Raw genomic sequence first — 24,030 nt, 5'->3', positions numbered from 1 at the left:
GCGATATCGCGCTGGCCCGGCCGTGACAAAGTTACCGGAGGCTTTCATGAAGGCTCTTCGCGTGCTTCTCACTGGATTGTCCGTGCTGCTGCCGGCGGCGGCGGCAGCGCAGGATTTCCCGAACAAACCGATCCGGCTGATCGTGCCGTTCCCACCTGGCGGCCCTAACGACATCATCGCTCGTCTGGTCGGCCAGCGCATGTCCGAGATCACGAAGCAGCCGGTTCTGATCGACAATCGCGGCGGTCAGGCCGGCGTGCTCGGCACCGATGCAATCGCCAAGGCAGTGCCCGACGGCTACACGATCGGCATCGTGAGCGCGAGCGCGCTGGTCATCAACCCGACGATGGAAAAGGTGCCCTACGACGTGACGAAGGACTTTGCGCCCGTCACGCTGGTGACCACGGTGCCGGAAATGCTGGTTGTCGCCAGCAACGTTCCCGCCGGCGACATGAAGGAGCTGATCGCGCTCGCCAAGGCCCAGCCCGGAAAACTCAATTTCGCATCCGCCGGCGTCGGCGGCCTGCCGCATCTTGCCGGTGAACTGCTCAAGCTGACGGCCAGGATCGACATCGTGCACGTGCCCTACCGGGGCGCTGCGCCCGCCATCAACGACCTGCTCGGCCAGCAGGTGCAGATGGCGTTCCTCGATTTGCCGGTGCTGCTGCCGCATATCAAGGCCGGCACCCTGCGCCCGATTGCGCTTGGCGCTCCGAAACGCGCGCCCACCTCACCTGACGTGCCGACCACCGCGGAGGTCGGCATGCCGGATCTCCTGATCGAAAACTGGTACGGGATGATCGCGCCGGGTGGGACGCCCGAGGCGATCATCGTCACCCTGAACCGCGTCGCCAACGAGGCTATGAACGATCCGCAGGTGAAGCAGAAGCTCGCCGATCAGGGCCTGACGGTTGCAGGCGATACGCCGGGGCATTTTCGCGATTACATCGGCACCGAGACCCAAAAGTGGGCGCGCGTCATCAAGGCCGCCGGCCTTGCCACGGGCAAATGACGTCCGGCTTCGAGGTCCCGTTAAGAATCAAGCAGGCCTCCACGCAACTCTCCAAATGAAATCATGATGTGCTGGACGTTGAACGAGCTGCGGAATCCGCAGACTTTGAACATTTTCGTTCTCCTTCACGTATTCAACGCGGCGCAGATTTGCGCAAATGCTCCGCCAGTTGCTGCGCGGGCCTGGGCAGCGCCCGAAAACTCCGCGCACAGATCACGAGCTTCCGGTTGGCCCAGGAGTCCCTGATCCTGACGACATTGATCTTCATCGATCGCGCGCATCGTTTTGCCGCGACTTCAGGCATCACGCCAATCCCGATGCCGGCGGCAACCATCTGGCCGATCGCATCGAAACTGTTCAGCCGCGCGCGAAACCGCAGACGCGCGCCGAGCCGCGCCGCGTGCATGCTGATATGGGCGTGCAATGCGATCGAACCTATCAGTCCGACGAAATCGCGCTTCACCACGTCGCTGAAATCAACCTGCCGCCGGTTCGCCAGTTCGTCCTCGCGCGCGGTGACCAGAACCAGGCGATCTTCGCTGAACGGCATCCGCTCGATATTGTCTGCAAGCGCGTGTTCGGCGGCGAGCCCGAGGTCGGCGGAACCGATGACGATGGCGCGGGCGATGTCGGAGCTTTCGCGTTCCTCGACATCGATCGAAATGTGGGGATGCGCGGCCAGAAAAGCCGCCAGTGTCTTCGGCAGATATTCCGAAAGCCCCGACGTGTTGGCGAGGAAGCGGACGGTGGCCTTCGCGCCACTGGCAAAGGCCAGGAGATCGCCGCGCATCGCCTCGACATTGTGGAGCACGACCCTGGCATGATCGAGCAGGCTTTCACCGGCCGGCGTCAGCTCAACACCGCGCCGGCCGCGCGTCAGCAGCGCAACGCCGAGCGCCTCCTCCAGCCCCTTGATCCGCTCACTGGCCGAAGCCAGCGCGAGATGAACCTTTGCCGCGCCGTTGGTGATGCTGCGCGTCTCCGCCACCGCGATGAAGAGCTGAAGGTCGACCAGATCGAAACGCATCGGGATTCCTGACGGTGTTGAAGCCGTCATTGCGAGCGAAGCGAAGCAATCCATCGCACGGCATGGCAGATAGACGGATTGCTTCGTCGCTTACGCTCCCTTGCGCAAACGCTTCGCGTTTGTCGCAGGCAATGACGAGGAAACAGCCTTCGCATCAGCCGAAGGCTGTCTCCGTAATCTCCAGATTGTGCCCATTACGGCGATAGGTCAATGTCGCCCCATGTTGGATTCTCTGCTTCTTCTCGTTACCGCCACCTTCCTGCTCGCGGGCTTCGTGAAGGGCGCACTCGGGCTCGGCCTGCCGACGGTGTCGATGGGCCTGCTTGCGGTGTCGATGCCGCCGGCCCAGGCGATCGCCATCGTCATCGTGCCGGCGATCGTCACCAACATCTGGCAAACCTTCGGCGGTCCTTATCTGCGCGATATTTTCCGGCGGCTATGGCCATTGCTGGCCGGAACGGCCGCCGGCGTCTGGCTCAATGCAGGGTCGCTGACCGGGCCCTATGCGCGCTATACCACCATCGCACTAGGCCTGTTGCTGGCGATCAATGCCGTCATCGGCCTCTGCAAATTCGATTTCACCGTTGCCCGCCAAAACGAAAAATGGGTCGGCGGCATCGTCGGGCTGATCACCGGCATGATCTCTGCGGCAACGGGCGTGCAGGTCATTCCGTCGGTGCCGTTCCTGCAGGCGATCGGCATGGAGAAGGAAGAGCTGATCCAGGCATTGGGCGTGTTCTTCACGGTCGCGACCCTGGCGCTTGGCCTCAACCTCACCGGCGCCGGTCTGCTGACGGCGGCAACCGCACTGCCCGGCGCGGTCGCCATGGCAGCATCCTTTGCCGGCATGTTTATCGGACAGGCGGTGCGGACTTGGCTGCAGCCGGATGTCTTCCGGCGCTGGTTCCAGATCGGCATGATTGTTCTCGGCCTCTATCTCGCCAGCAATGCGCTTGCGAAACTGATGTCGTAACTTTCTCACGAAGCCTTGCGGGAAACCCACTCATTCCTTGCCAAGGAATTCTCCAGGTAGGCGACCTGACCTCAGCGCGCCTCCAGCATCGCGACTCGGATGCCGAGATAGACGAACAGCCCGCCGAGCACGCGGTTGATCCAAGCCATCACATTGGCCGATTGCCTGATGCGCCGGGCCGCCCTGGCGGCGAAGGCGGCAAGTCCGAGGCACCACAGCGTGCCGGTGGAAATGAAGATCATACCCAGGGTCAGAAAGGCCAACGTCTTGTGACTGGAGTCCGCGGCCACGAATTGCGGCAGGAAGGCCAGGAAGAACAGCGCCACCTTCGGATTGAGCACGTTGGTCAGCGCGCCCTGCCAGAACACGCGCGAAAGTGACGTTTCGGTGACGGCCGCCGCCTCGGCAATCGGCTGCGGCCTCGACAGCAGCATCTGGACGCCCGTAAACAGCAGATAGGCGGCACCGGCCCATTTCAGCACCGTGAAGGCGGCAGATGACGCCATCAACAGCGCCGACAGGCCGATAGCGGCGCCGAACACATGGACCAGACAGCCGCAGCAGATACCGGTCGCCGCCGCCACCCCGCCGCGCCATCCGAACTGGATGCTGCGGCCGATAATATAGGCCGTGTCCGGCCCCGGCGTGATGTTGAGCAACAACCCGGAGAGGATGAAAAGCCAGAGTTCGTGAATGCCGAGCGTCTCAACCATCATTTGACCGGTTCCCTGACCCTACCTGCTCTTATTTGCGCGTGTGCCATTTCTAGACGGTTTGCAGTACTATCATGAGCAAATCGGGCTTCCACCAGATTGCGCATATTTTATAAACATTGGAATCGGTCGACCGACCACGTAGTGGTTATCTCGCCCATTCCGGCGCCGTTGGGGATATAGTGCGATATGGAAAGACGCTTGGCAGCCATCGTCTGCGCTGACGTCGCCGGCTATTCCCGCATGATGGGGGCCGACGAGGCGGGGACGCACGCCACGTTCAAGGCCCATCGCACCGCGATCTACCCGATCATCCTCAATCACGGCGGCCGCCTGGTGAAGAACACCGGCGACGGCTTCCTCCTTGAATTTCCCTCTATCGTCGGCGCCATCGAGGCCGCGATCGCGATGCAGATGGTGATGGCCGAGCGCAACGAGCACCTCCCTGCCGATCGATCCATGCAGTTCCGCATGGGCATCCATATGGGCGATGTGATGGCCGACGAGGACGAGGTGTTCGGCGACGACGTCAACATCGCCGTCCGCCTCGAATCGGTCGCCGCCCCCGGCGGCGTGGCGGTTTCGGGCAAGGCTTGTCATGAAGCCGGCAAGCGTCTCAGCGTCACGCTCGCCGATGCCGGCCCCCACCGGTTCAAGAACATCGACGAGCCGATCCACGTCTGGACCTGGCAACCCGCCGGCTCCGACGCCACCGGCCCCAAGCCCAAAGCCTCGACCGAAACATCGGTCACCAATCTTCCGGCCCAGTATCGGACGGCGATCGTGGGCGTGCTGCCGTTCGCGAATCTGAGCGAAAGCGCGGACGAGTATTTTTCCGACGGGCTGACCGAGGACCTGATCCACGCGCTTTCGCTGCAATCGTTCTACCGCGTGCTGAGCCGCAACTCGACCTTCTCCTTCAAAGGCAGGAATGTGAGCACGCGCCTGATCGCGCGCGAGATCGATGCGAGCTACCTGATCCAGGGCTCGGTCCGTCGCGCGGCGACCAAGATTCGCGTCACCGCGGAACTGATCGCGCCCGAGACCGGCGAACAATTATGGACTGGCCGGTTCGACCGCGACATCGGCGACCTGTTCGCGATGCAGGACGAGCTTACCACCAGCCTGTCCGCGGCGATCGCAGCCGAGATCTACCGGGCGGAGGCCTCCGCCCCGCCCCGCTCGTCGTCGAACGACATCACTGCATGGGATCGCTTCCTCAAGGGGCTGTCCTACTATTACCTGCAGACCAAGGCCGATGTCGAAACCTCGATCGTGCTGTTCAAGGAAGCCATCGCGCTCGATCCGACGCTGTCGATCGCGCGCGCCTATCTCGCCACCATCCAGGCTCAGGGCATCCAGCTCGGGTGGATCAAGGGCACGCGCGAAGTGTGGGATTCCACGATGGTCCTTGCGGAGAGCAGCGTCCGGCTCGATCCCCGTTCGTCCTTTGCGTTTCAGATTCTCGCCTATGTGCACGCGGCGGAAGGGCATTACGAGGCGGCGATGGATGCTGCCAAGCGGGCGGTCGGGCTCAATCCGTATGATATGGGCGCCCGCGGCGTGCTCGGGGTGTGTCATCTCGTCTCCGGCGAACACCGGCACGCCATCGAACTGTTTACGACGGCGGCCCAGAGCGGCAACAACGATCCCCGGTATCAATGGGCGGCCGTGAACGCGTTCGCCCATTACCTGCTCGGGCAGTATGACGCTTCGGTGTCATGGGCGCGCGAACAGCTTTATGTGAATCCCAATCACCTTCAGGCACTCGCGATCCGGGCGGCAGCCCTGGCTCAATTGGGCCGGACTGCAGAAGCAGTAAACGCCGCCGAGGTTCTGCTAAGCAACTATCCCGGCCTGACCGTCGACCGGCACCTGCGCAATTTTAACTGGAAGATGCCGGCCGACATTGCCCATTACCGTGACGGCCTTGTGAAAGCCGGCATCCCCTTCAGCAAATTGACTCTCGTCGAATCCTCTCCAAGGCTCGCCGCAGATTCCTGAGCGTGTGTGAGCCAGTCGGTTGACACGGCGTCGAATTCCGCCAAAACTTGCCTACACGCTGAAGTAGCGCGCCTCTAAATTCCTTTTTGACCGTTTTTCGCTTCCGATCGGAGCGGATGCTTTTTCTTATTCGATGCCTTTGAGGATTTAACCCATGCCTGACGACCGCATCGGTACCGCTCCGGGCACCGCACCTACCGGGCAGATCCCCGTTTCACCCAACAATCCCTGCCCGTTTTTGCGCGCGCTGGTCGCCAATGGTTATGTCGGCGGCCACGCCGTGCCGCTTTCGAAACTGTCCGAAATCGTCGGAGACGCGAGCGGGCAAACCGGCCCCGGCAAAAAGAAGGTCCGGCTGGCAACCTGGCTGGTCGCCGTCATCGCGAACGGTCTCGGACCGCTGCGCGTATTGAAAAGCGCAACCTCCGGCGCGGTGCTGGACGAACTGCGCGACGGCCCGCTCGACAAGCACGGCGGCGGTTCGCGCATTCTCGACGTCGATGCGAAGGTTCATGAGGACGAAATCGCCTGGCTCGCCGGCTTCGGCAAGGACTACAAGGATCCTTCAGGGGGCGTCGAGCGCGGGCTGACGGCGAAAGAGATCGACACTTTCATGAAGGCCAATATCAAGCGCGACGGCGATGCGGCGCGCTGGTACTACCCCATGCTCATGAAGGGCGAATGGCCGGTGCTGCTGAAGATCCTCGGCAAGGGCGAAGGCGAGGCGCGTTACCTCAGCGTCGCCGAAGTCAGGACGCTGTTCGTGGAGCGGCGATTGCCCGAGCGGATCACCAAGCGGCTGCCGAAGCCGGCCTCGCGCTGAGGCCTCACTTGAACAGCGGCGTGCCCGGAACGAAGGCGTCGAACGCCGCCCAGAATTGCGAGCGGTAGCGGTCCTGCTCCTGCAGGATCTCGTGCCTGGAGCCCGCGATCACCAGATGCGAGCCGGCGCGCAGATGATAGGCGAACTCTTCGATTGCGGCCGTGGAAACAATGCTGTCGTTGCTGGCGGCCAGCATCAGGATCGGCTGGCGGATCTCGGACGGGTAGGTCATGCCGCGAAAGGTATTCATCGCCCTGAACGCGGTATCGGCCCAGGCCACCGTCGGCGAACCGATGCCCAGCGTCGGATCTTCTTCCAGGATCGCGGTGTTGCGGGCGTAGCGCACGGGATCGCTGGTGAAGGGGTTGTTGATGAAGGATTCCGTTCCGGTCAGCGCGTCGCTGCCGCCGGGCACGTAGCGGCCGCCCTGCCCCATCAGCCGCATGACCCGCAGCAACGCCCGCGTCGGCAACGCGGTCCTGCGTCCCGGCAGGTCGATCATCGGCGCCGACAGCACCATGCGGTCAAACCAGCGTTTTCCCGCACGCGCCACCCGCAGCATGACCGCGCCGCCCATCGAATGCGCCAGCGCGAAAAAGGGCGGCGGGCAGTCGGGCAGCACCACCTGCTGCACGAAGGTTTCGACGTCGACTTCGTAATCGGAGAAGTCGCGGACATAGCCCTTGCGCGGATCGCGCAGGCGGCGCGAGGAATGCCCCTGGCCGCGCCAGTCGATCATCGCCACCGCAAATCCGCGATCGCGCAAGTCCCGCACCGTCTCGAAATACTTTTCGATCGGCTCGCTGCGCCCGGTGAAGACGCAGACCGTGCCCTTGCGCCCCGCCGGCGGCGCCCAGCGCGCGAACCGCAATTCCGCGCCGTCGGGCGTCTTGATGGTGCCTGAGACGACATCCTCCGGAACCGGGTTGGCAGGGATCGAGACAAGCGTCATGAGGAGGAACCGGGTAGGTGAAAAGAGCTTGAAATCAAGGCGGGGAGCGCAAAAAAGGAGCTGGTTTCGCCACTCTTGAACGCCGTTTCACCCCTCCCATATCATTTCTGTGCAGGCCGCTACCAGCGTTTCGGAACCGAATCCCAAGGCTCTCAAAGCCAAGGCTCCAAAACTCTGAGGCTGCACGAAGACTAAAGCCCGGCCCGATGGCGGGCGGGTTACTTGAAACAGTCGCTCAATGGAGGACTACCTATGCGTACCTACGATCTCACTCCGTTTTACCGTTCCACCGTCGGCTTCGACCGCTTCTTCAACCTGCTCGATCAGGCGACGTCAGACGGCAGCCCCGGTTATCCCCCCTACAATATCGAACGCACCGGCGAGAACGCCTACCGCATCAGCGTTGCGGTCTCCGGCTTCTCGCAAGGCGAGCTTTCGATCGTCGCGAAGGAAAACACGCTGACGATCAAGGGCGAAAAAACCGCCAACGAGAACGGCAAGGACAACGCCGAAGTGCTCTACCGCGGCATCGCCGCGCGTGCCTTCGAGCGCATCTTCCAGCTTGCCGATTTCGTGCAGGTGAAGAACGCTTCGCTCGAGAACGGCCTGCTCCACGTCGATCTCGTCCGCGAGATTCCCGAGGCCAAGAAGCCGCGCAGCATTCCGATCAACTCAGGCGCGAAGGCCCCGCAGGTGGTCGACGCTTCGGTCGCCGCGTAAGGCGGTCAAGGTTTTCAGCCGGTATTGGCTGAACGCGAAAACGCCCCGGAAAACCGGGGCGTTTTTTGTGGGTTCGTAGCCCGGATGGAGCGCTGCGCAATCCGGGTCCTTCTCGCGAATAAAGTCACCCCGGATTTCGCTGCGCTCCATCCGGGCTACGGTGCTTCACTCCAGCCCCTGCGCGGTGGGCATGTCCTGGGTCGGAGCAATCTGCGGGGCGGGCTTGGCTGGAGCCGAGCCGGTTGTCACCGGGGCCGCTGCCGACACCGCGGCCGGTTTCGGGGCAGGCGCTGCCGCCTGCTGGACTGGTGCCGGCGCAGGCTTGGCGGCGATCGGGCTGGCCTTCGGCATCGGCACCGCGCGGCTCGCAACATGGGCCGGCCGTGACGGCCGCGGCGCGGCCTGGACAGGGTCCGGCGCTTGGGCCTGCGGCGGCTGCGCCACGGAGGGTCCACCGAGGGTACTCTGGTCTTCGTAGTAATTGTCGCCGCCCATGCGGTAAGCCGGCACGAAACGAATAATCCGGCCATTGCGCGCGTCGATCATCAGCCGGCCGTCCTCGCCGCCGCGGTCGATCACCGCGATCGTGTAGACGACGCCGCGCAGCCTGGGGATACCGAGCGGCGAGAATCCGTTGTCGCGCAGCACGGAATAGACTTCCGTCGACGGCAGCAAACCGGGGCCGGGGCCATATCCGTACGGCTGCCCGGGTCCGTAGTGTGGGCCGGGTACGTACTGCGGCCCGGGAACCGGGGACGGCGCTACTGCATCGAAATCCGATACCGCTCTGTAAGGCCCCGGCACCTGCGCCTGCACACCGCCCGCAAGAAGGACCAGCCCCGCCGCCAAAGATCCCGTGAACAACTTCATCACCGAAAGCTCCTGTAAGCCCCGCAGCCGCCGGCCCGAGCGGGAGCATTTTCGCGCCCTCGCCTGCCGGCCCGTGCCAATATTTCATTGCGAAATCCGGCGGTCCTTGGGCCGGATCGGGGCACCGCTGCCGCAAACCCGCGCCGGTGGTTTTTTCCCCGGCCGCCAAGCGCCGATCCGCATGCGGGCGAGGACTTTCACGCGCTTGTGTGATAGACAAAAATTTGGCATGGTCGGAGTTAGGACAGTATCACTGTCTCAATTGCGGGGCCGTCCCGGCACAGGGATTGCAACGAAACCGTGGCGCCACGAGCTCCAGGGCAGTGCAGGCAAGGCCGTTCCTCAGGGACGTTGAACGCCCAAGCCTGAATTTAAGAAATTGCGGCTCGCGGAGGACGAGCGGTGGCCCGGTGGGTGCCGCAAGCGTCCAAGGTGCGCCGACGATGCGGTGAGGCCCTTAGCCTTTTTGAGAGGAATGAGATGAGCGGGTCGGATTTCGAGCGCGAAAACATCGTGACAGAAGCACTGTCGGCGACCGCGGCTTCGAAACCGGCCGATACTTTGCTTGAAGATTCTCCGCGCGAGCACGATTGGCGCCCGCCGGCCGAGGGCATGTACGACCTCTCGATGGAGAAGGATTCCTGCGGCGTCGGCTTCATCGCCAACATCAAGGGCAAGAAGTCGCATCAGATCGTCTCCGACGCGATCAGCATTCTCTGCAACCTCGAACATCGCGGCGCAGTCGGCGCCGATCCGCGCGCCGGCGACGGCGCCGGCATTCTGGTGCAGATCCCGCACGCATTCTTCGCGCGCAAGGCCGCCGAGATCGGCTTCAAGCTGCCGGAGCCCGGCCACTACGCGATCGGCGCGCTGTTCATGCCGAAGGAAACGGCGTGGCGAAAGGTGATCCAGAGCATCATCGCCGAACAGATCAAGGAAGAGGGCCTTGTGCTGCTCGGCTGGCGCGACGTGCCGTCCGACAACGTCTCGCTCGGCGAAACCGTCAAGCCGACCGAGCCCTACCACATGCAGGTGTTCATCGGCCGCAACGGCACGGCGAAGACCGACGAAGAGTTCGAGCGAAGGCTCTACATCCTGCGCAAGTCGATCTCGCAGGCGATCTATCAGCGCCGCGACCGCGGCATGGCCGGCTATTACCCGGTCTCACTGTCGTGCCGCACCGTGATCTACAAAGGCATGTTCCTCGCCGACCAGCTCGGCAAGTACTATCCCGACCTGCATGAAAAAGATTTCGAGAGCGCGCTGGCATTGGTGCATCAACGCTTCTCGACCAACACCTTCCCGACCTGGTCGCTGGCGCATCCGTACCGGATGATCGCCCACAACGGCGAAATCAACACGCTGCGCGGCAACGTCAACTGGATGGCGGCGCGCCAGGCTTCCGTCCATTCGGAGCTCTACGGCAAGGACATCAACCGTCTCTGGCCGATCTCCTACGAAGGGCAGAGCGACACCGCCTGCTTCGACAACGCGCTCGAATTTCTGGTGCAGGGCGGCTACTCGCTGCCGCACGCTGTCATGATGATGATTCCGGAAGCGTGGGCCGGCAATCCCCTGATGGATGAGCAGCGCCGCGCCTTCTACGAATATCACGCAGCCCTGATGGAGCCGTGGGACGGCCCCGCCGCAATCGCCTTCACCGACGGCCGCCAGATCGGCGCAACGCTGGACCGCAACGGGCTGCGTCCGGCGCGCTATCTCGTCACCAAGGACGACCGCATCGTGATGGCGTCCGAAATGGGCGTGCTGAAGATCCCCGAGGACCAGATCGTCACCAAGTGGCGGCTGCAGCCCGGCAAGATGCTGCTGGTCGACCTCGAACAGGGACGCCTCATTCCAGACGACGAGATCAAGGCGACGCTGGCCAAGAGCCATCCCTACAGCGACTGGCTGCATCGCACGCAGCTCGTGCTGGAAGAATTGCCCGCCGCGCCCGTCAAGGGCATGCGCTCGAACCTGCCGCTGCTCGACCGTCAGCAGGCATTTGGCTACAGCCAGGAAGATATCAACATCCTGATGACGCCGATGGCGGCCACCGGCGAAGAAGCCGCGGGCTCGATGGGCAACGACACGCCGATCTCGGCGCTGTCGGACCGGCCGAAGCCGCTCTTCACGTATTTCAAGCAGAATTTCGCGCAGGTCACCAACCCGCCGATCGACCCGATCCGCGAGGAGCTCGTGATGAGCCTCGTCTCGATCATCGGGCCGCGGCCGAACCTGTTCGACCTGCAGGGCATGGCCTCGACCAAGCGGCTCGAAGTGCGCCAGCCGATCCTGACCGACGCGGACCTGGAAAAGATCCGCTCGATCTCCGATGTCGCGGATACCCATTTCAAGTCGCGCACGCTCGACACCACCTTCCACGCCGGCTTCGGCGCGGCGGGGATGGAGCAGGTGCTCGATGAACTCTGCGCGCGCGCCGAAGGCGCGGTGCGCGAAGGCGTCAACATCATCATCCTGTCCGACCGCATGGCGGGCTCGGACCGGATTCCGATCCCCTCGCTGCTCGCCTGCGCCGCCGTACATCATCATCTGATCCGCACCGGCCTGCGCACTTCGGTCGGCATCGTCGTCGAATCAGGCGAACCGCGCGAAGTGCATCATTTCGCGTGTCTGGCCGGCTACGGCGCCGAGGCGATCAATCCGTACCTGGCGTTCGAAACCATCATCGCGATGAAGGACCGCCTGCCCGGATCGCTCGACGACTATGAGATCGTCAAGCGCTACATCAAGTCGATCGGCAAGGGCCTGCTGAAGGTGATGTCCAAGATGGGCATCTCGACCTATCAGTCCTATTGCGGCGCGCAGATTTTTGACGCCGTCGGGCTGAAGGCCGATTTCGTCGCGAAGTATTTCGTCGGCACCCACACCCGCATCGAGGGCGTGGGCCTCGCCGAAATCGCCGAGGAAACCGCGCGCCGTCATACGGACGCGTTCGGCGACGCGCAGGTTTACAAGACCGCGCTCGATGTCGGCGGCGAATATGCCTACCGCACCCGCGGCGAGGACCATGCCTGGACTGCTGAATCCGTCTCGACGCTGCAGCATGCCGTGCGCGGCAATTCGCACGAACGCTACCGTGCCTTCGCAAAGATCCTCAACGAGCAGTCCGAGCGGCTGTTGACGCTGCGCGGCCTGTTCCGGATCAGGACCGCCGACGACGAGAAGCGCAAGCCGGTGAAGCTCGACCAGGTCGAGCCGGCCGCCGAAATCGTCAAGCGTTTCGCCACGGGAGCCATGTCGTTCGGTTCGATCTCGCGCGAGGCGCACACCACGCTCGCGATCGCGATGAACCGGATCGGCGGCAAGTCGAACACCGGCGAAGGCGGCGAAGAGTCCGATCGCTTCAAGCCGCTGCCGAACGGCGACAGCATGCGCTCGGCGATCAAGCAGGTCGCCTCGGGCCGCTTCGGCGTGACGACGGAATACCTCGTCAACTCCGACATGATGCAGATCAAGATGGCGCAGGGCGCCAAGCCCGGCGAAGGCGGCCAATTGCCCGGCCACAAGGTCGACGCGACGATTGCGCGCGTGCGGCATTCGACGCCCGGCGTCGGCCTCATCTCGCCGCCGCCGCATCACGACATCTATTCGATCGAGGATCTGGCGCAGCTGATCTACGACCTCAAGAACGTCAATCCGGACGGACAGGTCTCGGTCAAGCTGGTTTCCGAAATCGGCGTCGGCACGGTGGCCGCGGGCGTCGCGAAAGCGCGCGCCGACCACGTCACCATCGCGGGCTTCGAGGGCGGCACCGGTGCCTCCCCCCTCACCTCGATCAAGCACGCAGGCAGCCCCTGGGAAATCGGTCTTGCCGAAACCCACCAGACGCTGGTGCGCGAACGGCTGCGCAGCCGCATCGTGGTCCAGGTCGACGGCGGCTTCCGCACCGGACGCGACGTCGTGATCGGCGCGCTCTTGGGCGCGGATGAATTCGGTTTCGCCACCGCGCCGCTAATCGCGGCCGGCTGCATCATGATGCGCAAGTGCCACCTCAACACCTGTCCGGTCGGCGTCGCGACGCAGGATCCGGTGCTGCGCAAGCGCTTCACCGGCCAGCCCGAACACGTCATCAACTACTTCTTCTTCGTCGCCGAGGAAGTGCGCGAGATCATGGCGCAGCTCGGCTACAAGAAGTTCGACGAGATGGTCGGTCAGACCCAGATGCTCGACCAGTCCACGCTGGTGGCGCACTGGAAGGCCAAGGGGCTCGATTTCTCAAAACTGTTCGTGCGGCAGAAGGAACTGCCCGGCCAGAAGATCTATCACGCCGAGGCCCAGAACCATCACCTTGAGAAGGTGCTCGACCGCCGCCTGATCGACAAGGCGCAGGCCGCGCTCGACCGCGGCGCGCCGGTGAGAATCGAGGAAGAGATCAACAACACCGACCGCTCCGCCGGTGCGATGCTGTCGGGCCAAGTCGCAAAGATCTACGGCCATGCCGGACTGCCGCATGACACCATTCATGTCAGCCTGAAGGGCACCGCGGGCCAGGCGTTCGGCGCATGGCTGGCGCGCGGCGTCACCTTCGATCTCGAAGGCGAAGGCAACGACTATGTCGGCAAGGGCCTGTCGGGCGGCCGCATCATCGTCAAGCCGCCGCGGAATTCCGGCATCGTTCCGGAGGAATCCATCATCGTCGGCAACACGGTGATGTACGGCGCGATCGAGGGCGAATGCTATTTCCGCGGCATCGCCGGCGAGCGCTTCGCGGTACGTAACTCCGGCGCAATCGCGGTCGTCGAAGGCGCCGGCGATCATTGCTGCGAATACATGACCGGCGGCATCGTCGTGGTGCTGGGCAAGACCGGGCGCAACTTCGCGGCCGGCATGTCGGGAGGCGTCGCCTATGTGCTGGACGAGGCCGGCGACTTCGAAAAGCTCTGCAACCTCTCGATGGTCGAACTCGAGCCGGTTTTGTCGGAAGAGCTGATCAACGCCGGCACCTACAATCACTCCGGCGATCTCGAGGCGCATGGCCGGGTCGACGTGTTCGCCAATCTGCTGGAGTCCGATATCGAGCGGCTGCACATCCTGATCACGCGCCACGCCAAGCTGACCGGCTCGAAGAAGGCGGCCGAGATCCTTGCCGATTGGAAGACGTGGCTCCTGAAATTCCGCAAGGTGATGCCGGTGGAATACCGCCGCGCCCTGAAGGAAATGAAGGCGAACGCCGACGCCGAGCCAAAAATCGCGATCGGGGCTTAGTACACAAGCCCGTCATTGCGAGCGCAGCGAAGCAATCCATAGCGCCAAAGCCGAACCATGGATTGCTTCGTCGCCAGCGCTCCTCGCAATGACGGTGGATGACGGAAACAAAATAGATACGAACGAGAGATGCAGGGGCATCAGGTTTAATGGGCAAGATCACAGGTTTTCTGGAAATCGACCGGCATGACCGCAAGTATGCGCCGGTTGCCGATCGTTTGAAGCATTATCGCGAATTCGTCATTCCCTTAAGCGAGAAGGACACCCGCGACCAGGCCGCGCGCTGCATGAACTGCGGCATCCCCTATTGCCACGGCACCGGCTCGGTGGCGCCGGGCACGCCGGGTTGCCCGGTCAACAACCAGATCCCCGATTTCAACGATCTCGTCTATCAGGCCAACTGGGAAGAAGCCTCGCGCAACCTGCACTCGACCAACAATTTCCCGGAGTTCACCGGCCGCATCTGCCCGGCGCCGTGCGAAGCGTCCTGCACGCTCAACATCGACGACAACCCGGTCACCATCAAGACCATCGAATGCGCCATTGTGGATCGCGCCTGGGACAATGGCTGGCTGAAGCCCGAGATTGCGCCCGCCAGGACCGGCAAGAAGGTCGCGATCATCGGCTCCGGACCCGCGGGACTTGCGGCTGCGCAGCAGCTCGCGCGCGCCGGCCACGACGTCCATGTCTATGAAAAATTCGCAAAGGCCGGCGGCCTGCTCCGTTATGGCATCCCCGACTTCAAGATGGAAAAGCACATCATCGACCGCCGCGTGGCGCAGATGGAAGCCGAGGGCGTGACGTTCCACTACGGCGTCCATGTCGGCGGCACCTCGCAAGGCGCGATCGATCCGCGCGAACTGCTCAACCAGTATGACGCGGTGGCATTGACCGGCGGCGCCGAAGCCGGCCGCGATCTACCGATCCCCGGCCGCGACCTCGACGGTATCCACTTTGCGATGGATTTCCTGCCGCAACAGAATCGCCGCGTTTCCTCCGAGCCGCTCGGCGACGCCGCGGACATTCTCGCCGAAGGCAAGCATGTCGTCGTGATCGGCGGCGGCGACACCGGTTCGGACTGCATCGGCACCTCGTTCCGGCAGGGCGCGAAATCCGTCACCCAACTCGAAATCATGCCGGCGCCGCCCGAGCACGAGAACAAGGGCATAACCTGGCCGAACTGGCCCTTGAAGATGCGGACCTCGTCGAGCCAGGCCGAAGGCGCCAAGCGCGAATTCGCGGTGCTGACGCAGAAATTCTCGGGCGTCGACGGCAAGGTGCAGAAGCTGCATTGCGTGCAGGTCGACGACAAGTTCAAGCCGCTGCCCGGCACCGAGTTCGATCTCGATGCGCAGCTCGTGCTGCTCGCCATGGGCTTCGTGCATCCGGTGCACGAGGGCATGCTGAAGACGCTCGGCGTCGACCTCGACCAGCGCGGCAACGTCCGCGCCAACACGCATGATTACCAGACCTCGCTGCCCAACGTGTTCTCCGCCGGCGACATGCGCCGCGGGCAGTCGCTGGTGGTATGGGCGATCCGCGAGGGGCGTTTGTGCGCGCGGGCGATCGACCAGTATCTGATGGGGTCGACGACGCTGCCGCGGTAACGGTTGCCATCGCCGGGCTCAGCCCGGCAGTGATGGCCTTCTTGGCATGGACCTCGAACGGGAAATCCCGCGAAGATTGGCGGATGTGGGTCAGCCCACATATGCGGCGATGTGTATGGACACCTCACCGGATTACCCGCAACCTCGCTTGATCCGGATCAACGCTCAACGTTCCTCGGGTGGGCATCATTGTCTGGAATCATGGAGAAAGGCGGCAATATGAGAACTCAAGGAATGAGCAATTCCCTGCGCCAGCGCATCACACGCGTATTGGCGGCCGGTGCTCTGTTATTCATGTACGCATTCGGCATGGTCGCTACGACCGGCGCCTTTGTTGCGGCGGGCGTCTCTCCGGCCTTCGCACAGCGCGGCCGGGGGCGAGGCCGGGGCGGCGGCTGGGGCCGGGGTCGGGGTGACGGTGTCGGCGCGGCGGTCGGCATCGGAATCGGCGCGGCCATCATCGGCGGCGCGATTGCGGCGAGCGCCGCCGAGCAGCAGCGGCGTGACGCCGTCAGCTATTGCATGCAGCGCTATCGTTCGTACGATCCCAATAGCATGACCTATCTGGGCCGCGACGGCATGCGTCGTTCCTGTCCGTAGAGAGCGAATACCTTCAGGATTTCTCAGGACCCCGGCCGATGTGCCGGGGTTTTTTGTTTGCATTCGCCGCGGGCCAAAGAATCGCCTTTACCGCAATCAGAAGGCATTATGCGTCCCTCAGTGCTGCAACCTCACCCCCAGCATCACCACCGTCGACGCCGTGCTATTCCCCGGCAAATTCGAATCCAGCCAGTCGCGCCGCAGCGTGCCCCTGAGCCAGACGCTGCGGTTCATTCTGTAGATCGCTTCGCCCGACACCGTGTAGATCTTGTCGCGCCTGGGATTGCCCTGATAGTCGAGCTCCCCCCAGGTGAACTTGCCGATCGCGGTCAGCCAGCGGCGGAAGTCGTGGTCGACTTCGACGGTGTAGACGTGCGTCAGCACGCCCGACGTGCCGGGCAGCGTGGTCTCCGTGATCGTGGTGTCGGAATAGAACTTTGCCGTGGTCAGCGGCGTCGCGGTCCACACCAGCGAGGACGAGACCAGCAGGCCTTCGAGGCGATTTAGCCGCGGATCGACATAATCGCGCGCGGCGTAGCCGACGGCGATCTCGCCGGTCAACAGCCGGGAGAATTCAAGGCTGGTGCCACCCTTGACGTAACCACCCGCGGAATCGCGCGCGTAGCCGCCGCGGTCGAGCTTGATGTCATGCACGCGGCTGTCGCCCTGCATTTCCACGAACGGCTTCAGGCCGGGCCGCAAATCATAGCTGACGCGGCCGATGCCGCCGTACTGGGTCAAGTTGCGGTCGTCGTTGGTGGTCGAGGTGCCGTCGGTGAGCTTTGAGTTGGTGTAGTCGGTGCGGTCGACGGTGGCGCCGGCGGAAACCTGCAGCCGGTTGAAGCTCTGGTCGACGCCGACGGTGCCGCCCACCGTAGTGTAGATCGGATATCTGGCGAGACCCGCCTGCACGTTCGGGCTGCCTGGATTGTCGGTCGAGACGAACAGCCGCCCCTGCGCGCCCAGGCGAGTGTCGCGGCTGACGTCGAGCCGGCCGTCGACATGGCCGATGAAGCTGGGGCGGTCGATATCGAGCGGCGCCGACAGCGGCGTGCCGTCGGCGTTCGGCGTGAGATTGCTGGTGTAGCCGGAGAAGGAGCCGCGCAGATCGGCAACCAGCGCGTGGCGTTCCCAGTCGGAGACCGCCAGGAATTCCGGCGAGATCACGTAGAACGGCTTGGCTTGTGCTGCTGCAAGCCGGCCGGGATTGGTGTCGTAGCCGCCGGAGAATTCAACCGCGAATTTGATCAGGAAACTGCCGGCGTAGTCGCCGACCGCGCCAAAGGGATCGTCGTCGATCCTGAGGCGCTTGCGCGGCGGCTGTCCCACCACCGTGCCCGCCATCGCCGGCGGGATGCGCGTCTTGTTGGCGGATTCCGAGGGCGGGATCGAAAGCCGCAGCCGCGTGTTCGCCGCAATCGGCGGCGGTGGGCTGCCGGGACCGACCGGCGGCTTTGGCCTCGCCTGCCCGGGATAGTATTTCGGTTTCTTGCGCTTGCGGTTGAGCGAGTCGTAGCCCGTATCGGCGGCGCCGTTCGCGGCCGGCAGGCCGTATTTCGGTATCTGTCCGATCCGCGACGGCGCGGGCTTGTCACGCTCCTGCAGCTTCGGACTATTGAGCGGATCGTTCGCCTCCGCCGCGGTCCGGCGCAGTGGCGAATCCGGCGACGTCGTCTGGCTGGTGCGCGTTGAGCTGAACAGGTCCGGCGTGACGGTTTGCGCTCTCGCTGCGGTTCCCGCGAAAGCGATTAGCGCAAGGCACGGCAAGGCCGCGCGAAAGACGCGCGCGCGGCTGTTCCGGCCGGTTGCTGGCCCCGCCCTCACGATGAAAAAATACCCCAACAAAAACAGTCACTTGATTGATACGCACCGAGCGCTCGCGAGGAACGCTCGTTAATGGAGTTAAAACAATTATGGTTAATGAGCCGTTGAGAGCCGCGCCGCGCGCGTCGCATCACCGGACAGGCCATGCTATGGAGGGCTTTGGGGCGAAGCTCCCTCCTCCTGGAACAGACATGGCTAATCCGAACCCGCTGATGGCAAAATCATCCGGCACTGATACCGCTGACGCTGCCGTCCAATCGGCCCTGCGCACGCTCGACGCCGAGGGCGGCGGGATCGCCGCGCTGTCAGCGGCGCTGCAATCCGATCTGCGGGCGCCGTTTGTCGCCGCCGCCGACCTGATCCGGAACGCCAAGGGACGGCTGATCGTCACCGGGCTCGGCAAATCAGGCCATATCGGCCGCAAGATCGCCGCGACCTTTGCCTCCACCGGCACGCCGGCGTTCTTCGTTCATGCCGCCGAAGCCAGCCATGGCGACCTCGGCATGATCACGGCCGAGGACGTCATCCTGGCGCTGTCCTGGTCCGGTGAGCAGCCGGAGATGAAGAACCTGATCAGCTATGCCGCGCGGTTCCGGATTTCCGTGATCGCGATGACCGCGGAGCGGGAGTCCTCGCTAGCCAAGGCGGCCGACATCGCGCTGACGCTGCCGAAGGCACGCGAGGCCTGTCCGCATAACCTCGCCCCCACCACCTCCTCGCTGATGATGCTCGCGCTCGGCGATGCACTGGCGATTGCGCTGCTGGAAGGCCGCGGCTTTACGTCGATCGATTTCAGCGTGCTGCATCCGGGCGGCAAGCTCGGCGCGCTGCTGAAATACACCCGCGACCTCATGCATTCGGGCGACGCCGTGCCGCTGAAACCCCTCGGCACCAAAATGTCCGAGGCCCTGGTCGAGATGACGTCGAAGGGCTTTGGCTGCGTCGGCATCGTCGATGCGCGCGGACACCTCGCCGGCATCGTCACCGACGGCGATTTGCGCCGCCACATGGGCCCGGATCTGATGACGGCTACCGTCGACGAGGTGATGACGAGGAATCCGAAAACGATCGACCGCGACGTGCTGGCCGGCGAGGCACTGGAGATCCTCAACTCCTCGAAGATCACGACGCTGATCGTCACCGACGCCGGCAAGCCGGTCGGCATCGTGCATCTGCACGATTTTTTGCGCGCGGGCGTAGCGTGAATTTGTAGGGTGGGCAAAGGCGCGCTAGCGCCGTGCCCACCATCTATTCACGACTAGCTAGAATGGTGGGCACGCTTCCGCCTTCGCTCTTCGAGCTACCGCGGACAAGTCGCTTTGCCCACCCTACGGCTCCGTCACTTCGGAAACCTCGCCGCCTTCTCCTCCAGCGGCAGCGCCAGCCCGTTCGCGAGATACGATACGGTGCGATAGAATCCGCACAGCAGGATGACCTCGAATATCTGCGCCTCGTCGTAATGCGCCGACAACGCCGCGAATTCCGCATCGCTCAGCGTGGCGCGCTCGTGCAGCGCGTCGGCGGCGGCGATCAGCGCCTGTTCCGCCGTCGTCCAGCACGCATCGCTCGCGGCGCCGCGCACGGTGGCCCGGACCTGTTCTTCCGTCAGATGTGCAGCTTCCGCAAACGCCGTGACATGCACGCCCCATTCATACTCGCATCCCGTTCGCGCGCAGGTACGGTCGATGACGATCTCGCGCTCCCGCAGCGAGAGCGGCCCGCGATCCAAGAGGCTGCCGGCGCGGAATTTCTCCCAGGCGCGGGCGTTGCCGGCCATGACGCGAAACAGCACCAGCGGCGGCGCGCCGCGCATGATGCGGTCGAACTGCGCGGCAATCTCCGGTGAATAAGGCGGCTCAAGCGGCGCGATGCGCGGCGCGGTCTGGGACATGGGCAAGTCCTCGTGCTACAAATAACGTAGCATCACGCTACATTATCTGTAGCAACATGCAAGAGGGCTTTCGATGCCGAAACCGGCCGCTGTCACCAAGAAAAACGCCGTGCGCGGCTCCAGAACCGGCCGGCCGGTCATGGCCCTGCTCGACCTATTGGGCCGCCGCTGGACCTTGCGGATCGTCTGGGAGCTGCGCGACGGCCCGCTGACCTCGCGCGCGCTGCGCACCGCCTGCGACGACGCCTCGCCAACGGTGATGCAGGCCCGGCTGTCGGAGCTGCGCGAGGCCGGCCTCGTCGAACTCCTGCCCAGCGACGGCTATCGCCTCACGCCGCTGGGCAGAGAACTGATGGAGAGCTTTCTGCCGCTGCATCACTTCGCCGAGCGGTGGAGCAAGCGAATAGCAAGCTAAGCCGCCGCCACCGTCAGGCTCGCGCCATCGGCCTGCACCACCCTGACGCGGCTGCCGGCCGGCGCGTCGGGGCCGGCGACGCGCCAGATCGTGTCGTCGATCCGCACCGTGCCTGTCCCGTCGACGATCGGCTTTTCCAGGGTGAATTCGCGGCCGATCAGCGCCTCGGTCCGCTTGTTGAGGAACGGGTTGCTCTGGCTGCGGCTTCCCTCGCTGCGCGCAAAGTGCCGCCACGCCGGCACGGCGGCGACCGCGAACACCGCGAACATCAGGAGCTGCGTCTGCCAGGACGGGTTGATCGCAAACGACAACAGCCCGACCAGGAGCGCCGCGAGCCCGAGCCAGAACATGAAGACACCCGGCGCGAGCAACTCCAGCGCCATCAGGATGAAGCCGAAGATCAGCCAGTTCCAGGTGCCTAACGTAGAGAATATTTCGGCCATGACACGAACCTCTCATCAACCAGTATGACCACCCGGATCAGCTGCTACCGCTGCGGCGCGACCGGCGGCGGCGTCGGGCCGGTGTTCGGCACCGAGGATGTCCGCCGTGCGGCCGCGGCTGATGTCGCGGCTTCGCCGAAGGTGGCCTTGGCGATCTCGCCGATGCCGGCAAGCGACCCCAAAATGCTCATCGCCTCGATCGGCAGCATGACGATCTTCTGGTTCGGCGAATCCGCCAGCTGCCCAAACGCCTTGATGTACTTGTCGGCGATGAAATAGTTCAGCGCGGCAATGTCGCCCTTGGCGATGGACTCGGAGACCATCTGCGTCGCCTTGGCCTCGGCTTCGGCAGAGCGCTCGCGCGCTTCGGCGTCACGGAATGCAGCCTCCTTGCGGCCTTCGGCCTGCAGGATCTGGCCCTGCTTGGCGCCTTCGGCGCGCAGGATTTCCGACTGGCGCTGGCCCTCGGCCTGCAGGATGTCGGCACGCTTGACGCGCTCAGCCTTCATCTGCCGGCCCATCGCCTCGACCAGATCGGCCGGCGGCACGATGTCCTTGATCTCGATGCGGTTGACCTTCAGCCCCCACGGCGACACCGCGGCATCGACCACCCGCAACAGGCGCTCGTTGATCTCGTCGCGATGCGACAGCACCTGGTCGAGGTCCATCGAGCCCATCACCGAGCGGATGTTGGTCATGGTCAGGACGATGATCGCCTGCTCGAGATTGGAGACCTCGTAGCTTGCCTTCGCAGCATCGAACACCTGGAAGAAGGCGACGCCGTCCACCGTCACGGTGGCGTTGTCCTTGGTGATCACCTCCTGCTCGGGAATGTTGATCACCTGCTCCATCATGTTCATCTTGCGGCCGACGCGATCGAAATAGGGAATGATGAGGTTCAACCCCGGCGCCAGCGTGCGGGTGTATTTGCCGAACCGCTCGATGGTCCAGTCATAGCCCTGCGGCACCGTCTTGACGCCCGCAAACAGCGTGACAATGACGAGCAGAACAAATGCGATCGCGAAAATGTCGAAACCAGTCATAAAGTCCTCCAAAGCCGGCAAGGTGAGCGTTGCCGGACGCAGTCTCTCATCATGAGTCAGCAAGGCCGCGGCGCCGGTTCGGCCGGCCGTTCTCAGTTTATCGTTATATAGCTAGGGAACGGCTTTGCGGCCACCAGATGTTCGCAAGGCCCGAACGGCGACAAGGTGTCGGAAATTTTTCAGGCAGCTAAATCCAGCCTTGAAGCTCGCGCAAAACGAGCTGGCGGATGACGTCCATGCCGGGCTCGCTGTCGTTCAGGCAGGGAATCGCGGAAAATTGCTCGCCGCCATTGTGCTTGAAAATCTCGGCATTCTCCTGCGCGATCTCTTCCAGCGTCTCCAGGCAATCGGCGGAGAAGCCGGGGGTCACGACGGCAATGCGCTTCACACCATCTTTCGCAAGTTTTTCGATGGTCTTGTCCGTATAGGGCTGCAACCACTCGTCGAAGCCGAAGCGCGATTGAAATGTAAGGATCAGCTTGGAGGCATCAAGGCCCAGGCATTTGCGAAGCGCGTCCGTTGTTGCAACGCACTGCGCCTGATAGGGATCGCCCTTGTCGACATACTTCTGCGGCATGCCGTGAAACGACGCCACGATCAGTTCGGGCTGAAACGGCAAGGTCGCCAGATGCGCGTTGATCGAGACCGCGAGCGCCTCGATGTAATCGGGATCGTCATAGTAAGGCGGACTCACCCGCAGCGTCGGCTGCGCGCGCATACCGGCGAAAACGCGAAACACCTCGTCGCAGACGGTCGCCGAGGTCGCCGCCGAATATTGCGGATAGAGCGGCACCACCAGCAGGCGGTCGCAGCCCTGCGCGGTCAGCGCGTCGATGCGCGAGCGGATCGACGGGTTGCCGTAGCGCATCGCCCAATCGACCACGACGTGGTCGTGATCCGCGATCGCCTCCGCGAGTTTTTCGGCCTGCGCGCGGGTGATCGTCTTGAGCGGGGATTCGTCTCTCTCGGTGTTCCAGATCTTCCGGTAGTCGCGGGCCTTGCGGCCAGGACGCACCCGCAGAATGATGCCGTTGAGGATCAGCTTCCAGCGCAGCCCCTGATCCTCGATCACACGCGGGTCGGAGAGGAATTCCTTCAGGTAAACCCGCACGCCCCGGGCATCCGCAGTGTCGGGAGTGCCGAGATTGACCAGCAGCACGCCGACGCGCTGCGGCTGGGCTGCCGGCGCCGGCTCTGGATGTCCAAGGGGGGCGACCGCGGTCATGATTTCGATGGCTTCGCGCGTTGCACCATCCTTGTCAAGATAATGGCCGGTTCGATACGCTTCGCCCATTGCTCCGGGCGGGAGGAACCATGACGATCGCCGAATGGTGCGTTTTCGGAACGCTGATGCTCTATTTGCTGACGATCGCCTCGGTCAAATGGGCCGGGCATCGCCATTTCGACAATGCCAGACCGCGCGATCCCTCGTTCTACGAGGACGCGATCCGCGCCCGCGCGCTCGGCGCCCACCAGAACGGCATCGAGGCGTTTCCGTTCTTTGCGGTCGCCGTCCTGCTGGCGGAATTCCGTCTGGGGCCGCAGCACCTGATCGACGAGCTCGCGGTTCTCTTCCTGATCGTGCGGATCGCCTATGTCTTCACCTATCTCGGCAATCGCCCGACGCTGCGCTCGATTCTCTGGAGCATTGGCTTCGCGATCAACATCGCGATTTTCTTTCTGCCGGCGATCAGAGCTTATCTGCCGGCGTAAGGTCGTGACATGACGCTTTCAAGACGTTGAGAGGGCGTGCGTTCGCGTTATCGCGGCGCGGATAGCGCCGAGATTTGCGTCTCGTTCACCTTCTTGAGAAGAAGGGGGTACCGGGGCTCCGACTCCCTCGAGGACCTTGAACTCCCGGCTCCCCGGCGATATCTAAGGGTG

General features: G+C 63.7%; 19 protein-coding genes and 1 pseudogene. 11 read left to right on the top strand and 9 right to left on the bottom strand.

The window, feature by feature from the left end; all coding sequences use genetic code 11:
* Nucleotides 1-46: 46 nt before the first annotated feature.
* A complete protein-coding gene (locus KIP88_RS24375) occupies nucleotides 47-1,012 on the top strand; it encodes a tripartite tricarboxylate transporter substrate binding protein (RefSeq protein WP_214490582.1) in 966 nt (321 codons plus the stop codon).
* A gap of 133 nt (nucleotides 1,013-1,145) precedes the next feature.
* Here KIP88_RS24375 and KIP88_RS24370 read toward each other — a convergent pair whose 3' ends face one another.
* Nucleotides 1,146-2,039 (bottom strand): LysR family transcriptional regulator, encoded by an 894-nt coding sequence (locus tag KIP88_RS24370; RefSeq protein WP_214490550.1) that lies wholly within the window; start codon nucleotides 2,037-2,039, stop codon nucleotides 1,146-1,148.
* 220 nt (nucleotides 2,040-2,259) lie between these two features.
* Here KIP88_RS24370 and KIP88_RS24365 point away from each other — a divergent pair, with 220 nt between their 5' ends.
* Nucleotides 2,260-3,012: a sulfite exporter TauE/SafE family protein gene (locus KIP88_RS24365; RefSeq protein WP_214490548.1), complete on the top strand. Its 753-nt coding sequence runs from the start codon at nucleotides 2,260-2,262 to the stop codon at nucleotides 3,010-3,012.
* 71 nt (nucleotides 3,013-3,083) lie between these two features.
* Here the strand turns inward: KIP88_RS24365 and KIP88_RS24360 are convergent, their stop codons facing one another.
* A complete protein-coding gene (locus KIP88_RS24360) occupies nucleotides 3,084-3,728 on the bottom strand; it encodes a LysE family translocator (RefSeq protein WP_249790987.1) in 645 nt (214 codons plus the stop codon).
* 186 nt (nucleotides 3,729-3,914) lie between these two features.
* Here KIP88_RS24360 and KIP88_RS24355 point away from each other — a divergent pair, with 186 nt between their 5' ends.
* Nucleotides 3,915-5,729, top strand: coding sequence for an adenylate/guanylate cyclase domain-containing protein (locus KIP88_RS24355; protein WP_214490547.1), 1,815 nt, complete (start codon nucleotides 3,915-3,917; stop codon nucleotides 5,727-5,729).
* 154 nt (nucleotides 5,730-5,883) lie between these two features.
* Nucleotides 5,884-6,546 (top strand): annotated as a pseudogene (locus KIP88_RS24350) (cytochrome C); the annotation flags it as partial.
* A gap of 10 nt (nucleotides 6,547-6,556) precedes the next feature.
* Here KIP88_RS24350 and KIP88_RS24345 read toward each other — a convergent pair.
* On the bottom strand, nucleotides 6,557-7,504 hold the full coding sequence (locus KIP88_RS24345; RefSeq protein WP_214490544.1) for an alpha/beta fold hydrolase: 948 nt from the start codon (nucleotides 7,502-7,504) through the stop codon (nucleotides 6,557-6,559).
* A 252-nt stretch (nucleotides 7,505-7,756) separates the two neighbouring features.
* Here KIP88_RS24345 and KIP88_RS24340 point away from each other — a divergent pair, with 252 nt between their 5' ends.
* On the top strand, nucleotides 7,757-8,224 hold the full coding sequence (locus KIP88_RS24340; protein WP_214490542.1) for an Hsp20 family protein: 468 nt from the start codon (nucleotides 7,757-7,759) through the stop codon (nucleotides 8,222-8,224).
* A 165-nt stretch (nucleotides 8,225-8,389) separates the two neighbouring features.
* Here KIP88_RS24340 and KIP88_RS24335 read toward each other — a convergent pair whose 3' ends face one another.
* On the bottom strand, nucleotides 8,390-9,094 hold the full coding sequence (locus KIP88_RS24335) for a hypothetical protein (RefSeq protein WP_214490540.1): 705 nt from the start codon (nucleotides 9,092-9,094) through the stop codon (nucleotides 8,390-8,392).
* Nucleotides 9,095-9,574: 480 nt separating this feature from the next.
* On the opposite strand from KIP88_RS24335, the gene gltB reads away from it, so the two are divergent.
* From gltB to KIP88_RS24320, 3 genes are all read left to right on the top strand, one after another.
* Nucleotides 9,575-14,323, top strand: a complete 4,749-nt coding sequence (gltB, locus tag KIP88_RS24330; RefSeq protein ID WP_214490538.1) for a glutamate synthase large subunit — start codon at nucleotides 9,575-9,577, stop codon at nucleotides 14,321-14,323.
* A 149-nt stretch (nucleotides 14,324-14,472) separates the two neighbouring features.
* On the top strand, nucleotides 14,473-15,930 hold the full coding sequence (locus KIP88_RS24325; protein ID WP_214490537.1) for a glutamate synthase subunit beta: 1,458 nt from the start codon (nucleotides 14,473-14,475) through the stop codon (nucleotides 15,928-15,930).
* Nucleotides 15,931-16,164: 234 nt separating this feature from the next.
* On the top strand, nucleotides 16,165-16,530 hold the full coding sequence (locus KIP88_RS24320; RefSeq protein WP_249790986.1) for a BA14K family protein: 366 nt from the start codon (nucleotides 16,165-16,167) through the stop codon (nucleotides 16,528-16,530).
* 117 nt (nucleotides 16,531-16,647) lie between these two features.
* Here KIP88_RS24320 and KIP88_RS24315 read toward each other — a convergent pair whose 3' ends face one another.
* Complete coding sequence (locus tag KIP88_RS24315) at nucleotides 16,648-18,354, bottom strand: outer membrane beta-barrel protein (protein ID WP_214490580.1); 1,707 nt, start codon at nucleotides 18,352-18,354, stop codon at nucleotides 16,648-16,650.
* A gap of 191 nt (nucleotides 18,355-18,545) precedes the next feature.
* Between KIP88_RS24315 and KIP88_RS24310 the strand changes: the two genes are divergently transcribed.
* Nucleotides 18,546-19,559, top strand: a complete 1,014-nt coding sequence (locus KIP88_RS24310; protein ID WP_214490533.1) for an SIS domain-containing protein — start codon at nucleotides 18,546-18,548, stop codon at nucleotides 19,557-19,559.
* 134 nt (nucleotides 19,560-19,693) lie between these two features.
* Here the strand turns inward: KIP88_RS24310 and KIP88_RS24305 are convergent, their stop codons facing one another.
* Nucleotides 19,694-20,245 (bottom strand): carboxymuconolactone decarboxylase family protein, encoded by a 552-nt coding sequence (locus tag KIP88_RS24305; protein ID WP_214490531.1) that lies wholly within the window; start codon nucleotides 20,243-20,245, stop codon nucleotides 19,694-19,696.
* 73 nt (nucleotides 20,246-20,318) lie between these two features.
* On the opposite strand from KIP88_RS24305, the gene KIP88_RS24300 reads away from it, so the two are divergent.
* Nucleotides 20,319-20,660, top strand: coding sequence for a helix-turn-helix domain-containing protein (locus KIP88_RS24300; RefSeq protein WP_214490529.1), 342 nt, complete (start codon nucleotides 20,319-20,321; stop codon nucleotides 20,658-20,660).
* Here KIP88_RS24300 and KIP88_RS24295 read toward each other — a convergent pair.
* The 3 genes from KIP88_RS24295 to hemH all read right to left on the bottom strand — a co-directional run bounded on the left by KIP88_RS24295 (nucleotide 20,657) and on the right by hemH (nucleotide 23,371).
* The gene (locus KIP88_RS24295) at nucleotides 20,657-21,103 is read right to left on the bottom strand and encodes an NfeD family protein (protein ID WP_214490527.1); all 447 of its coding nucleotides are present in this window, start codon (nucleotides 21,101-21,103) and stop codon (nucleotides 20,657-20,659) included. The genes KIP88_RS24300 and KIP88_RS24295 overlap by 4 nt on opposite strands.
* A gap of 44 nt (nucleotides 21,104-21,147) precedes the next feature.
* Entirely contained in the window at nucleotides 21,148-22,146 is a 999-nt protein-coding gene (locus KIP88_RS24290; RefSeq protein WP_214490525.1) for an SPFH domain-containing protein, read from the bottom strand.
* A gap of 187 nt (nucleotides 22,147-22,333) precedes the next feature.
* Nucleotides 22,334-23,371 carry a ferrochelatase gene (hemH, locus tag KIP88_RS24285; RefSeq protein WP_214490579.1) on the bottom strand — a complete coding sequence of 346 codons (1,038 nt, stop codon included), beginning with the start codon at nucleotides 23,369-23,371 and terminating at the stop codon, nucleotides 22,334-22,336.
* An 89-nt stretch (nucleotides 23,372-23,460) separates the two neighbouring features.
* On the opposite strand from hemH, the gene KIP88_RS24280 reads away from it, so the two are divergent.
* Complete coding sequence (locus KIP88_RS24280; RefSeq protein WP_214490523.1) at nucleotides 23,461-23,859, top strand: MAPEG family protein; 399 nt, start codon at nucleotides 23,461-23,463, stop codon at nucleotides 23,857-23,859.
* Nucleotides 23,860-24,030 lie beyond the last annotated feature (171 nt).

The organism is Bradyrhizobium sp. SRL28, from assembly GCF_018596315.1.
Taxonomy (GTDB): Bacteria; Pseudomonadota; Alphaproteobacteria; order Rhizobiales; family Xanthobacteraceae; genus Bradyrhizobium.
The sequence above is the reverse complement of the archived record's forward strand: the minus strand, read 5'-3'. Positions and strand labels throughout refer to the sequence as shown.